We start from the raw sequence: 13,219 nt of genomic DNA, 5'->3' as shown, positions 1-13,219 counted from the left end.
GTCAGGTACCCACTGAGAAGTCCAAGGCAGCGGCCTTGCTCACCAAGCAAGGCCGTTTTCATTACTCAGGCGCTTGCTGTGTGCCCGATGCTCGCGACACCCTCCCCCTCCCGCTCTCGATCAGCGCCCGCCGCGCAACTCCACACATCCTGCATATAAAAAACGGTGAATTTCTTCGCCAACATTTTGTCGTCGAAAATGAAAACTGTTTTATAAAACTTATGTCATATAAACGGCTCACTGAAACTTCGGAACAATCGTACAAAAAAACCAGACCTGTGAACTCATTCAACCTCTGTTGTTGACGTAGCAGAAGTTCTTGGAGATAGTATCGGTCAGTTGGTTGGCAATACCCTCGCAACGATTGATCCATTCACCCGATTTCTGCCTCGACTGTCCTGTCGAAGCGTTGTCACGGTGCACCATCGCCGCGAGACCATCAGCAAGCCTGCCAGCGCAAGCCCTGTGCTTGAAATCAAACGTGTGTCGCTACGACAGGTATTTCTCTCTGGTGCACGTAGCCGCAGACAACAACAGGCATGTCCAGTAACCCTTTCGCGCAATCGCCCGAACAGGTCGCTGACTGTATTGGGTATACAGCCAGACTGGAGTGAACATACTTGCACTGTTTTGCGTCATCGCCAGAGCCCATTCGACTCGATCAGGTACTAAAGTGACTAAAGATGAACTGCGCGCGGAACTTGAGCGCCAGGAACAACGCTACAAGGATGTCTACGGCGGTGAAATCACCACCTACGCCGCGCAACCGGAACCGGAACGCAAGCCCTGGCGCAAGAGAGCCAGCCTGCTGGACCAGGCGTTCAAGCAAGAACTGCAAAAGATGGAAGAAGGCCTGAAAGAAGAGCCGTAACAGCACGGGTCCGATGATCCCTGCCCGATTACGTCTTCGACTTCCAGCACCCGGAATTACACGCCTCACGGCCTCATTGAGCATTCAACGGGGCGGCGCTCATGCGTCTTTTTTTTGGTTTGAGGCGACACCTCGCGGTGACGACAAGTCGTTCGGTATTTTTTCTGTCATAATCGCGCCCCCTTCAGACCCGGTCAGAAAACCTACATGATCGATTTATTCAGCGGGCTTGATGCCTGGGTGCTTGTGAGCCTGTTGCTCGCCCTGGCTTTCGTCCTCACCTTCGAGTTCATCAACGGCTTTCATGACACCGCCAACGCGGTGGCGACAGTCATTTACACCAAAGCAATGCCGCCTCATCTGGCCGTGTTCTTCTCCGGTGTATTCAACTTTCTCGGCGTGTTGCTGGGCGGCGTGGGCGTTGCCTATGCCATCGTCCATCTGCTGCCGGTCGAACTGCTCATCAACGTCAACACCGGACATGGCCTGGCCATGGTGTTCTCGCTGCTGGCGGCGGCCATCACCTGGAACCTCGGGACCTGGTACTTCGGTATTCCGGCCTCCAGTTCGCACACGCTGATCGGCTCGATACTCGGTGTGGGTCTGGCCAATGCCCTGCTCAACGATATCCCGTTGGCCGATGGCGTGAACTGGCAGAAAGCGATCGATATCGGCGCTTCGCTGGTGTTCTCGCCGCTGGCCGGCTTTATCGTTGCGGGTCTGGTGCTGGTTGCCCTGAAATGGTGGCGCCCGCTGTCGAAGATGCACAAGACCCCTGACCAGCGCCGCAAGCTGGACGACAAGAAGCACCCTCCGTTCTGGAACCGTCTGGTACTGGTCATTTCCGCCATGGCAGTCAGCTTCGTACACGGTTCGAATGACGGCCAGAAAGGCATTGGCCTGATCATGCTGGTACTGATCGGCATCGTGCCCAGCCAGTTCGTACTTGACCTGACCAGCACGACCTATCAGATCGAACGTACCCGCGATGCGACCCAGCACCTGAGCCAGTTCTATCAGCGCAACAGCAGCACGCTGGGCGAATATCTGGCCATGGGCAAAGCCGAAAAAGGCGACCTGCCGTCCAGCTCCGCGTGTAATCCGAAGCAGACCGAACCTACCATCGACGCGCTGCTCGACCGCCTGAAGGGCGTGTCCGACTACCACGCGCTGGCCCCTGAAAGCCGCATCGAAGTGCGTCGCTATCTGTTGTGCCTGGACGACACCGCCCGCAAGGTCGGCAAACTTCCAGACCTGTCAGCGCGTGAAAAATCCGACCTGGAGAAGCTTCGCAAGGACCTGACCACCACCACCGAGTACGCACCGTTCTGGGTGATTCTGGCGGTCGCACTGGCGCTGGGTATCGGCACCATGGTCGGCTGGAAGCGTGTAGTCCTGACGATCGGCGAGAAGATCGGCAAGCAGGGCATGACTTACGCACAAGGCATGTCCGCGCAAATCACTACCGCCTGCGCAATCGGTCTGGCCAACGTGTTCAGCCTTCCGGTGTCCACCACGCACATTCTGTCGTCGGGTGTGGCCGGCACCATGGTCGCCAACAAGAGCGGCCTTCAGGGCGGAACCGTGCGCACCATCCTGCTGGCCTGGGTGCTGACCCTGCCGGCAACGGTCGCCTTGTCCGCAGCGCTGTTCTGGCTGGCTTCCAAGGCCCTGGCCTGATCTAGGCTCTGTACGAAAAGTCGGCGAGCGAAGGTCAGGCGAGGCAAAAACAGGCGAGGAACGGCCGGGGTCGCGATCGACTCTACGTGTTGTAAATGAGCATTCCGATTGGACTCGCATCCGAGCCTGTTTTTAACGAAGCATCACCGAGCGCAGCCACTTTTCGTAAAGAGCCTAAAACCCTTCGGGCGGTGCATGCCTTGCACCGCTCAAGGGTTTGACTCACTTATCCTCTTGCTCCCCCTCCTCCTCAAGCCCTTCACCAGGCGCTTGCGCTTGCTGCAGCTCGCGCCACAGTGCTGCGGCACCGTCGAACTCAGTGCCATTTTCCGCAGTCAGTTCCGCAGGGCCATAGCGGCTCAGGCAGCCCTCGCCAAGCGTTGCCGGAGCGGTGGAAGTGGCTTTGTCGAGAGGATCGGTCATTGGCTGTCACCTTGCGCGTTACACCATTGCCGACAGCTGAGTCGGAAGCGCGACAGACGCGCTCCCGAAAAGATAGATCAGCCGAAGACGACTGTCTTGTTGTCGTGAACCAGCACACGGTCTTCCAGATGAGCGCGCAAGCCGCGGGCCAACACCATCTTCTCCACGTCGCGGCCGAAACGCACCATGTTTTCGATGCTGTCACGGTGGCTGACGCGCACGACGTCCTGCTCGATGATCGGACCGGCATCGAGCTCTTCGGTCACATAGTGACAGGTCGCGCCGATCAGCTTGACGCCGCGCAACGAGGCCTGATGGTACGGCTTGGCACCCACGAACGATGGCAGGAAGCTGTGGTGGATATTGATGACCTGATGGGCATATTCACGGCACAACTGTGGCGGCAGAATCTGCATGTAGCGCGCCAGAACCACGACGTCGGCCTGATGATGACCGACCAGACGCGACACCTCGGCGAATGCCGGCTCCTTGTCTTTCGGGTCAACCGGAACATGGTAGTAAGGGATGTCATGCCACTCGACCATGCTGCGCAGGTCCTGGTGGTTTGAAATCACACAGGCGATGTCGCAGTCGAGTTCGTCACTGTGCCAGCGGTGCAGCAGGTCGGCCAGACAGTGTGATTCGCGACTGGCCATGAGCACGACGCGCTTCTTCTGCGCCGAGTCGGTAATGCGCCAGTCCATCGAAAATTCTTCGGCAATCGGCGTGAAGGCTTCACGGAACCCGTCCAGGTCAAAAGGCAGGGTGTCGGCACGGATCTCGTGACGCATGAAAAACCAGCCGCTGAGATTGTCCGAGTGATGACTCGCTTCGGTGATCCAGCCGTTATGGGACGCCAGAAAGTTACTGACTTTGGCAACGATGCCTACACGGTCCGGGCAAGCAATCACCAGACGAAAAGTGCGCATTGGGGGAAACTCCAGAACTTCGCAAAGCCGCTATTCTAGCGGCTGCGCAGCAAAACTGCAGTATCTCTGTTGCCTGAATGCAGAGGCCGAAAAAGCACACCGCCAAGGCCAAAGATTGCACCGTGCCAGTATGCGTTTTCCGGGTGCGCACCGCTAAACAAAACCTGTAATAAGAAGGGCTTTATAGCGGCGATCTTTTGAAGGAAGCGTGACGCGTCCCTAGTTCAGGCGTCTGTAGGACGTGTGTATATTGCTAAATAATTCAAATAAAACTTTTATTTAATGTTTACTTGCTCATTTACAGTGACTATTATTGCCGCACTGTATCCCTGCAACCCTCACAACATAAGGTCTCCTCATGTCCCTGATCAACGAATACCGCGCTACAGAAGAAGCCATCAAAGAACTGCAAGCCCGTTTGAAGAACCTGTCGCAAGACGACAAACTGCAAACCGAGCTGGAATTCGAAGGCAAACTGCGCACGCTGATGGGCGAATACCAAAAGTCGCTGCGTGACATCATTGCCCTGCTGGATCCGGATGCCAAGGTAAACAAGGCCCCTCGTGGCGGCGCTGTTAAACCTGCCGGCACCAAGCGCGCCCGTAAGGTCAAGCAATACAAGAACCCGCACAACGGTGAAGTCATCGAAACCAAAGGCGGCAACCACAAGACGCTGAAAGAGTGGAAAGCCAAGTGGGGCAGCGACGACGTTGAAAGCTGGGCCACTTTGCTGGGCTAAGCTTCACCAGGTCGCGGTTCATTGCGATTGAAAAAACGCCAGCCTGCTGGCGTTTTTTATTGCCCGGTATTTTTTATACGCCCAGACGGTTACTCAGCCTGTGTGCGTAATCCTGCCACTGCCGTAACACCTCCAGCTGCTCTGGCCCGGCACTAAGGGAGCATTCTACCCATGCGGCCGTAAAGTCATGCAGGGTGTTGGGAGCGCCCCATTCCGGGTTGCGCAAGCGCTGCTGACAGAAATCCCGCCAGCGTGTTTGCTCTTCGCCACTCAAGGTGTCAGGGAAGTTACGAGCGCGATACCTGAATAACAATTCAGGCAATCGGGCATCATCAAACGGCCACGCATCACGCGCCAGTTGTTCTGGCTCGGCCTGTCGAACTTGCTCACACAGTCGACGATCACGGTCCCCGATAAAACCGTCATATAACTGCTGTTCGGGATCTTCACTTGCGGCGAAATCGTCCTTGCCGTAAATGGCAGCCAGTTTACCGTGCCAAACTTCGCGGTTTTCACTCAATTGCGTTGCGCGTGCCTGATAGCCGGCCATGTCCAGTTGCAGCCGCTGCTGATCTTCGCTGCGCAGCACCCCCAGCGGGGCGATCACCGGGCAACGGTTTATATGCAACAGTTTGAGCGGCACGGGCAATTCGCCGTCGCTCAGCGCATCGTGCCGCGTATATAAACGGCGCTTGAGTATTTCAGCGTCCTCGTGCAACAACGGTGCATGATCCAGGTGCAGATCACACACGATCAGCGCATTGCGATTATGCGGGTGCCAGGCCAACGGCAGCACCACACCCAGGTAATTGCGCGCCGCAGAAAAGCGTCCCGAAATATGCACCAGAGGCTGCATCAGGCGAACCTGTTCCTGGACTTTCTGCTTACTGCGCAAGGCGAACAGATAGTCATAAAGCTTCGGCTGCTTTTCACGAATCAAACGTGCCAGAGCAATCGTTGCACGGACATCGGATAACGCATCGTGCGCCTGTCCATGATCAATACCGTTGGCAGCCGTCAGCCGCTCCAGTTTCAGCGTGACCCGGCCGTCCTGTTCCGGCCATACAATGCCATCGGGGCGCAATGCATAGGCGGCCCGCACGACATCGATCAGATCCCAGCGACTGTTGCCCCCCTGCCATTCGCGTGCATAGGGGTCGAAGAAGTTGCGATAAAAACTGTAGCGCGTGACTTCGTCATCGAAACGCAAGGTGTTGTAACCCGCGCCACAGGTACCCGGCGCAGACAGCTCGGCATGTACGCGCGTCATGAAATCGGCCTCGCACAAGCCTTTTTCTGCCAGCGTGGCCGGAGTGATTCCGGTAATCATGCAGGCGACAGGATGAGGCAGGATGTCATCGCTGAGCTGGCAGTGCAGATTGACCGGCGGCGCGATTTCATTGAGGTCGGTATCCGTGCGAATTCCGGCCATCTGCAGCGCACGGTCATTGCGCGGGTTGATACCGGTGGTTTCGTAGTCGTACCAGAAGATGCTGGAGGTCACGGGCTGATCCTGAACAAAAGACCCGCGAAGTGTAGGGCGTGACAGGTGTCATTGGCTAATCGGGTCGTATCCGGCGCACCGGGAAATGTTTTCTTACAGCCCGCGTATTGAATGGTCGGTTGCTTAGCTCCGCTGCGCTAGCTAGCATCAGTTTTCGTTTTCAGGCGCGTCCTTCGACAATGTCATCCCGTCCCGCTTCGCCAAGGAATGCAGCGCTGCCCACGCCGTTGGACACGCGCATTGAAATCGAGACGCCAGAAGGCATCGATATGCTTCTGCGCCCTGCCGGGCTGGTTTCCCGCGCACTGGCGTTCGGCATCGACTTCGCCATTCGCGCAGCCCTCGTCGGCCTGTTCTTTGTGCTTCTGCAGTTACTCGACAAGCTCGGCATGGGTCTGGCCGCTCTGGTGTTCTTTCTGGTGAACTGGTGGTACATGGTGCTGTTTGAAGTGCTCAACCAGGGACGCACACCCGGAAAGCGCCTGCTCGGGCTGCGGGTGGTGCACGACGACGGCACGCCCATCGACTGGTCTTCGTCGCTGATCCGTAACCTGCTGCGCTTCGTCGACATGCTCCCGCTGGGCTACGGGCTGGGGGCGATTACTTGTCTGAACCACCCGTTCTTCAAACGGCTGGGCGATCTTGCAGCGGGAACGCTGGTGATTTACAGCGACCGGCCGGTAGCGCGCCCTACCCTGCCGCAGGCCGATCCGGTCATCGTGCCTTTTGCCCTGCATCTGGATGAACAGCGGGCGGTGCTCGGCCTGGCGGAACGGCAGGCTGAACTGTCCAGCGCGCGAACCCAGGAACTCGCGGCCATCCTTGCCGAACCCTTGCGTGTCTCCGCCGACACGGCGGTCGCTCATGTAAACGGCATCGCCCGCAACCTGCTGGGGCCTACATGAAGCAGAGCCTGTTTGAAACCCGCCATCAGCAGGAGTGGCAACGCTTCGAGCAGCGCCTGACGGCCCTTGAACAAGGCAAGGCCGATGTCAGCGGCGGCGCGACCTTTCCCGGCGATTATCGACGCCTCTGCCACCATCTGGCGCTGGCACAGGAACGCGGCTACAGCAGCCATCTGGTCGACCCCCTGCATCAGTTGGCCATGCGCGGTCATCAGCAACTTTACCGCCATCGCAGCACTGCCGGAGTGCGACTGCTGAGCTTCGTTCTGGCAGACTTTCCGCGACGCGTGCGGGCCGAGTGGCGCTTTGTGCTGGTTGCCAGCCTGCTGCTGTTCGGTAGCCTGATCGGCATGGCGTTGCTGGTCTATGGTTTTCCACAACTGATCTACAGCGTCGTCAGCCCCGAACAACTGGCAGACATGCAGAGTATGTATGACCCGTCGGCCAGTCGTGTCGGACAGCCCGTCGAACGGGGTTCCGATACGGACTGGATGATGTTCGGCTACTACATCATGAACAACATCGGCATCGCCTTCCAGACCTATGCCAGCGGCTTGCTGTTCGGGCTGGGCAGTCTGTTTTTCCTGCTCTTCAACGGCTTGATGACCGGCGCAATCGCCGGGCACCTGACAGACATCGGTTACGGACAGACCTTCTGGCCCTTCGTCATCGGTCACGGCGCCTTCGAGCTGACGGCCATCGCTCTTGCCGGGGCTGCGGGCCTCAAGCTGGGCTGGGCCTTGCTGGCCCCCGGACGGCTGACGCGCAGCGCCGCCCTGCGCATCGCCGCGCGGGCCAGCATGCAACTGGTCGGCGGGGTGATCCTGTTTCTTCTGATCGCAGCCTTCATCGAGGCGTACTGGTCATCGATGACCTGGCCCGGGCCGCTTCTCAAGTACCTGACAGGTGCCGTCCTGTGGTTGCTGGTGGCCGCGTATCTGACTCTGGCAGGACGTACACCTCATGCGCCTGACTGAGTCGACTGTTGCCATACGCCCTCGCTCGCCCTGGGAGGCCATCGACCTGGGCGTACTGCTCGCCGGGCGGCACCGCGGCGTTTTGATGAGCAGTTGGGCAATCGTCACCCTGCCCTTTTTCTGCGTCCTCAGTGCGTTGCTCTGGGATTACCCAACAGCTGCCATTCTGCTGTTCTGGTGGCTCAAACCTGCGTTTGATCGGTTGCCGCTGCTGATCCTTTCGCAGTCACTGTTCGGTGCCACGCCGACACTGCGCCAGGCCCTCAAGGCCTGGCCGGCGACCCTGAAGGCGCAACTGCTGCCCAGCCTGTTGTGGCGACGTCTTTCCCTGAGTCGCAGTTTCCAACTGCCGGTGCAGCAACTGGAGCATCTGGCAGGCACCGAGCGCGCCCTGCGCATCAGCCTGCTCAGCCAGAAAGACCTGCGTGCCGCACAGCTGCTCACCATCGTTGGCGCACACCTGGAATACGCACTGTGGATAGGCCTGCTGGTCCTGCTCTACGCCCTGATACCGCAGCAGATACAGATCGACTGGCACTGGATGAGTCTGCTCGACGTCGAAAACCAATGGCTGTGGATCGACCACCTGACCAACCTCTTCTATGCCCTGGCGCTGATACTTTGGGAACCTGTATATGTCGCCTGCGGCTTCACGCTGTATTTGAATCGCCGCACGGTTCTTGAAGCCTGGGACATAGAACTGGTCTTCCGACGCCTGCGCCAGCGCCTGATCGGCACTGCCTATGCCGTGTTGATGGGCGTCGGGCTGTTACTTTCGACAGCACCCGCACCGGTCTGGGCCGATCAGCAAAGCTACAGCTGCCCGCTGCCGGAATCCGCCCCCGCGCAATCCGTTCCGTCCGTGGCGGCGCCCGACACGCCGCGTCTGACCCGCCAGCCCCTGACCAGCGAAGCGGCGCGCAGCGAGATCCAGAGCGTTCTGCAACAGCCACCCTTCCGCAACCCGAGGACCGAAACTGGCTGGCGCTTTCCTGAAAAACAGAAAGGCCCGTCTGCAGCCCGGGACGCGCGCGATCAGAGCTGGCTGATGACCTGGCTCAATCGGTTTCTGCGCGCAGCGAGCGCCTTGGCCAGCCTGATTGAAGTACTGCTGTGGGGCGTGGTCATCGGGCTTGTAGGGCTGGTGATCTTTCGTTACCGGGACTGGTTCAGGACCTTCGTTAGCCGGAAGACCGGCAAGGCAAAAACCACCCGCCCGGCACCCGAGCAGCTCTTTGGTCTGCAAGTCAATGCCGAAAGCCTGCCCGACGATGTTGCCGGCCGGGCCGAGCAGCTCTGGAACAACCAGCCTCGTGAAGCGCTGGGTCTGCTATACCGCGCCCTGCTCAGCCGCTTGCTGAGCGACTATCGATTGCCATTGAAAAATGCCGATACCGAAAGTCAGGTACTCGAACGCATCGCCGCGCTCAACCAGCCGCTGCTGAGTGAGTTCAGCCGCACGCTGACCGCACACTGGCAAAACCTCGCCTACGGGCATCGCCTGCCACCGGCCCACGCCCGGCAGGAACTCTGCGATGGCTGGCGTCGTCTGTTCAACCAGGCAGCGCAGCCATGAGCCGCCGCACCGGACTGCTGATCGGGCTGCTGGTCCTGTCATTACTGGCAGGCGGCGCGCTGTTTCTGAGCACTCAGCTCGAGCGCTACGAGAAAACGGTCGATCAGGGCCCCTCGCCACAGGCCAAGGCCAACCCCTGGCTGGCGGCCGAACACTTTCTGCGTGGCCGCTCCCTCACAGTGAATACCGTCGATACGCTGGCCCAGCTTCCCGACCCGAGTCAGGGCACCCAGACCCTGCTGCTGCTCGATGACCGGGAAGACATGACGCCGACGCAAACCCAAACACTGCTGAACTGGGCCGAAGCAGGCGGGCACCTGCTGTTTGTCGCCGAACAACTCTGGGACGAACAAAAAGGCCGCAGCGGTGACTTGCTGCTGGACAGTCTGCAGATTCACCAGTACCTCACCAAAGACATCAATGCCAAGGAACAGCAACTGACCGACGCTCAGCCGCCTCTGCCCATCCCTTTGATGACGCCCGCACCCAAACACAAGAAGATGCCCTGGCCGGAGCTGACCCGCCTGTACCTGGAAAACGAGAGCGCCCCGGCCTACATGAGTTTCGATCCGGCGTTTCACCTCGAAGACCCGGAGGATCACGCTCAATCCTGGGCCAACAGCGCCGATGCCACACACCTGCTGCAGATAAGCCGGGGCAATGGGCTGATCACCGTTGTCACGGACGCCAACCTGTGGAAAACCCGCTCGATTGGCCACTATGACAATGCCTGGCTGCTCTGGTATCTGACGCAGGACAGCCAAGTGACTTTGGTGCTGCAAACCGAACACGACAACCTGCTGAGCCTGTTACTGCGCAACTATCCTCAGGCACTGCTGACGCTGGCACTGCTGATTGCTCTGGGTCTGTGGCACATCGGTCTGCGCGAGGGCCCGCTGCGGCGGCCCGCGCCACTCGCACGCCGCCAACTGACCGAGCACCTGCGCGCCAGTGCCGATTTCCTGCGCAAACATGCCGGGCAGCAGACGCTGATCAAACGCCTGCAACAGGACATCCTGCGTCGCGCCCGCCAACTGCATCCCGGTTTCGAACGGCTGGTCATTGCCGAACAATGGCAAGTGCTTGCTCGCCTGACCCGTCAGCCCACCAGCGCCATCAGCGACGCGCTGCGCCCTCGCCCGCCGCAACGCCTGTCACACAGTGAATTCACCCGCCAGGTAGCCCACCTGCAAACAATCAGGAATGCCCTATGAGTGATCAAACACCCGCCCCATCAGGCAGCAGCACCGAGTCACTTGCCGAGCCCGCAGCCGAATCCACCAACCAGTTGCAGCAGCGTCAGCGCGCCAGCCAGTTGGCCCAGGCGTTGCGCAATGAGCTGCAAAAGGCCGTGATCGGACAAAATGCGGTTATCGACGACGTGCTGACCGCGCTGATCGGTGGCGGACATGTGTTGCTGGAAGGTGTTCCGGGGCTTGGCAAGACGCTGCTGGTTCGGGCGCTGGCCAGTTGCATCGGCTGCGAATTCGCCCGCATCCAGTTTACGCCGGACCTGATGCCCAGCGATGTCACCGGTCATGCGGTATACGACCTGCAGACCGAGCAGTTCAAGCTGCGCAAGGGGCCGCTGTTCACCAACCTGCTGCTGGCAGACGAAATCAACAGGGCACCGGCCAAGACCCAGGCGGCATTGCTCGAAGCGATGCAGGAGCGGCAAGTCACCCTTGAAGGGCGCGCCCTGCCGATCCCGCAGCCGTTCATGGTGCTGGCGACCCAGAACCCCATCGAACAGGAAGGCACGTATCCATTGCCTGAAGCTGAACTGGATCGTTTCATGCTCAAACTGCGCATGGATTATCCCGAGGCCCAGGAAGAGCTGAACATGGTGCGTCAGGTCACCCGCTCATCCCGGGCTGACATGCTGGATGTGCGACCGCTCAGGGTCATCATGCAGGCCCGCGAGGTTCAGGCGCTGCAACGCATTGCCAGCGAGCTGCCCATCGATGAGCAGGTGCTGGACTACGCCGTGCGGCTGGCACGCAGCACGCGCACCTGGCCGGGTCTGAGTCAGGGCGCAGGCCCGCGCGCTTCGATTGCGCTGGTGCGTGGCGGGCGGGCCCGAGCTGTGTTGCGTGGCGGCGAGTTCGTGACCCCGGACGACATCAAGGGCTGTGCACTGGCGGTGTTGCGGCACCGGGTCAGGCTGTCACCTGAGCTGGACATCGAAGGGCTGTCGGTGGATCAGGTGCTCAGGCAGATCCTCGACCAGGTCTCGGCACCACGCCTGTGAAACAGGTCCTCAAGCCGTCGATAACGCTGCTGCGCTGGCTCGGCGGACTGATGGGCGTGGCCTTGCTGCTCGGAACGTTTCATGCGCTGGGCATCGAGTATCCGGCAAAAATCGACGACCTTTACTGGGGGGCATTGCTGGCCCTCGTCGTCGTGAGCGTGCTTGATGCAATCTGGCTGCTCAGAAGCCCCTCGCCACGTGTGCAGCGTGAGCTGGCGGGCAGTCTGACGCTGGATCGCTGGAACGAAGCCCGACTTGATGTGCAGCACGACGGTGGCAGCCCCGTGACCGTGCGGATCTTCGATCATGTGCCGCACGGGCTGGAACACGAAAACCTGCCGCAATCCCTCACCCTGGCCGCACGCGGTAAAGGCAGCATTGGCTATCGTCTGCGCCCGTCAAGCCGGGGGCATTTCACCTTTGAGCGTTGCGAAATCAGCCTGCCGGGGCCTTTGCGCCTGTGGACGGCACGACGCTACCTGGCAGTGCCCGGCACCACGCGGGTCTATCCGGATTTCGCCCGCCTCTGCGGCGGTCAATTGATGGCGGTGGATAACTGGCTGAGCCAACTGGGCGTGCGCCAGTTGCAACGTCGCGGGCTGGGCATGGAATTCAACCAGTTGCGTGAGTTTCGCGAGGGCGACAGCCTGCGCCAGATCGACTGGAAAGCCACCGCCCGCCAGCGAGCGCCCATCGCACGGGAATACCAGGACGAGCGGGATCAGCAGATCGTTTTCATGCTCGATTGCGGACGTCGGATGCGCAGTCAGGACGGCGACCTGTCTCACTTCGATCACGCCCTCAACGCTTGCCTGCTGTTGAGCTATGTCGCGCTGCGTCAGGGTGATTCTGTCGGTATTGCGACCTTTGCCGGCGAGCAGGATCGTTATCTGGCGCCGTTGAAGGGGCCTGGACAGCTGAATCGGGTGCTCAATTCGGTCTATGACCTGCAGACCACCCGGCGCCCCGCTGACTACAGCGCCGCCGTGCGCCAACTGATGGTTCGTCATAAAAGACGCTCACTGGTGGTGTTGATGACCAACTTGCGCGATGAAGACGATGAGGAGCTGCTGGCCGCCGCCAGGCAGCTCGGTAAACAGCATCGGGTACTGATTGCCAGCCTGCGAGAGGAAGTACTCGACGGCCTGCGCCACTCACCGGTGCACACGTACGATGAAGCGCTGAGTTATTGCGGAACGATCGACTTTCTCAACGCCCGGGCTTCGCTGCATGATCGCTTGAGTGCGCAAGGCATCGTGATCATGGATGCGCGGCCAGGAGAACTGGGGCCACAGTTGGTCAACCGTTACATGAGCTGGAAAAAGGCAGGGACGTTATGAACGACGCCCTGCCCTTCAGGCAGC

General features: G+C 59.8%; 12 protein-coding genes. 9 read left to right on the top strand and 3 right to left on the bottom strand.

Features of this window, described 5'->3' with window-relative positions; translation table 11 throughout:
- Positions 1-673 precede the first annotated feature (673 nt).
- Both QRN50_RS11395 and QRN50_RS11390 read left to right on the top strand, forming a co-directional pair.
- Positions 674-871: a hypothetical protein gene (locus tag QRN50_RS11395; RefSeq protein WP_002554967.1), complete on the top strand. Its 198-nt coding sequence runs from the start codon at positions 674-676 to the stop codon at positions 869-871.
- Positions 872-1,078: 207 nt separating this feature from the next.
- Positions 1,079-2,551: an inorganic phosphate transporter gene (locus QRN50_RS11390; protein ID WP_003363847.1), complete on the top strand. Its 1,473-nt coding sequence runs from the start codon at positions 1,079-1,081 to the stop codon at positions 2,549-2,551.
- 222 nt (positions 2,552-2,773) lie between these two features.
- Here the strand turns inward: QRN50_RS11390 and QRN50_RS11385 are convergent, their stop codons facing one another.
- The gene (locus tag QRN50_RS11385) at positions 2,774-2,974 is read right to left on the bottom strand and encodes a hypothetical protein (protein WP_096126730.1); all 201 of its coding nucleotides are present in this window, start codon (positions 2,972-2,974) and stop codon (positions 2,774-2,776) included.
- A gap of 77 nt (positions 2,975-3,051) precedes the next feature.
- Entirely contained in the window at positions 3,052-3,903 is an 852-nt protein-coding gene (gene purU, locus QRN50_RS11380) for a formyltetrahydrofolate deformylase (protein WP_003406331.1), read from the bottom strand.
- Positions 3,904-4,261: 358 nt separating this feature from the next.
- On the opposite strand from purU, the gene mvaT reads away from it, so the two are divergent.
- A complete protein-coding gene (gene mvaT / locus QRN50_RS11375) occupies positions 4,262-4,642 on the top strand; it encodes a histone-like nucleoid-structuring protein MvaT (RefSeq protein WP_002554971.1) in 381 nt (126 codons plus the stop codon).
- Positions 4,643-4,715: 73 nt separating this feature from the next.
- Here the strand turns inward: mvaT and sbcB are convergent, their stop codons facing one another.
- Entirely contained in the window at positions 4,716-6,146 is a 1,431-nt protein-coding gene (gene sbcB / locus QRN50_RS11370; RefSeq protein WP_054091832.1) for an exodeoxyribonuclease I, read from the bottom strand.
- Between the two features lie 179 nt (positions 6,147-6,325).
- On the opposite strand from sbcB, the gene QRN50_RS11365 reads away from it, so the two are divergent.
- From QRN50_RS11365 to QRN50_RS11340, 6 genes are read left to right on the top strand one after another with little or no spacing between them, the layout of a single operon-like run.
- Positions 6,326-7,051 (top strand): RDD family protein, encoded by a 726-nt coding sequence (locus tag QRN50_RS11365; protein WP_011268792.1) that lies wholly within the window; start codon positions 6,326-6,328, stop codon positions 7,049-7,051.
- A complete protein-coding gene (locus tag QRN50_RS11360; RefSeq protein WP_096126729.1) occupies positions 7,048-8,028 on the top strand; it encodes a stage II sporulation protein M in 981 nt (326 codons plus the stop codon). The genes QRN50_RS11365 and QRN50_RS11360 overlap by 4 nt, the downstream gene beginning before the upstream one ends.
- Positions 8,015-9,604 (top strand): DUF4129 domain-containing protein, encoded by a 1,590-nt coding sequence (locus QRN50_RS11355; protein ID WP_096126728.1) that lies wholly within the window; start codon positions 8,015-8,017, stop codon positions 9,602-9,604. Before QRN50_RS11360 ends, QRN50_RS11355 begins: the two co-directional genes overlap by 14 nt.
- Complete coding sequence (locus tag QRN50_RS11350; protein WP_096126727.1) at positions 9,601-10,818, top strand: DUF4350 domain-containing protein; 1,218 nt, start codon at positions 9,601-9,603, stop codon at positions 10,816-10,818. Before QRN50_RS11355 ends, QRN50_RS11350 begins: the two co-directional genes overlap by 4 nt.
- Positions 10,815-11,855: an AAA family ATPase gene (locus tag QRN50_RS11345; protein WP_011268796.1), complete on the top strand. Its 1,041-nt coding sequence runs from the start codon at positions 10,815-10,817 to the stop codon at positions 11,853-11,855. The genes QRN50_RS11350 and QRN50_RS11345 overlap by 4 nt, the downstream gene beginning before the upstream one ends.
- Positions 11,852-13,195, top strand: coding sequence for a DUF58 domain-containing protein (locus QRN50_RS11340; RefSeq protein ID WP_192873865.1), 1,344 nt, complete (start codon positions 11,852-11,854; stop codon positions 13,193-13,195). Before QRN50_RS11345 ends, QRN50_RS11340 begins: the two co-directional genes overlap by 4 nt.
- The last annotated feature ends 24 nt before the right edge of the window (positions 13,196-13,219 follow it).

The sequence above is a fragment of the Pseudomonas sp. MEJ108 genome (assembly GCF_030208985.1).
Lineage (GTDB): Bacteria > Pseudomonadota > Gammaproteobacteria > Pseudomonadales > Pseudomonadaceae > Aquipseudomonas > Aquipseudomonas fragariae.
Note: the sequence above shows the minus strand (reverse complement) of the source record. Positions and strands in the feature narration are given on the sequence as shown.

Excerpts from the sequence above, each read along its gene's own strand:
- QRN50_RS11385 (WP_096126730.1), bottom strand. The coding sequence starts at position 2,974 with ATGACCGATCCTCTCGACAAAGCCACTTCCACCGCTCCGGCAACGCTT.
- purU (WP_003406331.1), bottom strand. The coding sequence starts at position 3,903 with ATGCGCACTTTTCGTCTGGTGATTGCTTGCCCGGACCGTGTAGGCATC.
- QRN50_RS11350 (WP_096126727.1), top strand. The coding sequence starts at position 9,601 with ATGAGCCGCCGCACCGGACTGCTGATCGGGCTGCTGGTCCTGTCATTA.
- QRN50_RS11345 (WP_011268796.1), top strand. The coding sequence starts at position 10,815 with ATGAGTGATCAAACACCCGCCCCATCAGGCAGCAGCACCGAGTCACTT.
- mvaT (WP_002554971.1), top strand. The coding sequence starts at position 4,262 with ATGTCCCTGATCAACGAATACCGCGCTACAGAAGAAGCCATCAAAGAA.
- QRN50_RS11390 (WP_003363847.1), top strand. The coding sequence starts at position 1,079 with ATGATCGATTTATTCAGCGGGCTTGATGCCTGGGTGCTTGTGAGCCTG.
- QRN50_RS11355 (WP_096126728.1), top strand. The coding sequence starts at position 8,015 with ATGCGCCTGACTGAGTCGACTGTTGCCATACGCCCTCGCTCGCCCTGG.
- QRN50_RS11360 (WP_096126729.1), top strand. The coding sequence starts at position 7,048 with ATGAAGCAGAGCCTGTTTGAAACCCGCCATCAGCAGGAGTGGCAACGC.
- QRN50_RS11365 (WP_011268792.1), top strand. The coding sequence starts at position 6,326 with ATGTCATCCCGTCCCGCTTCGCCAAGGAATGCAGCGCTGCCCACGCCG.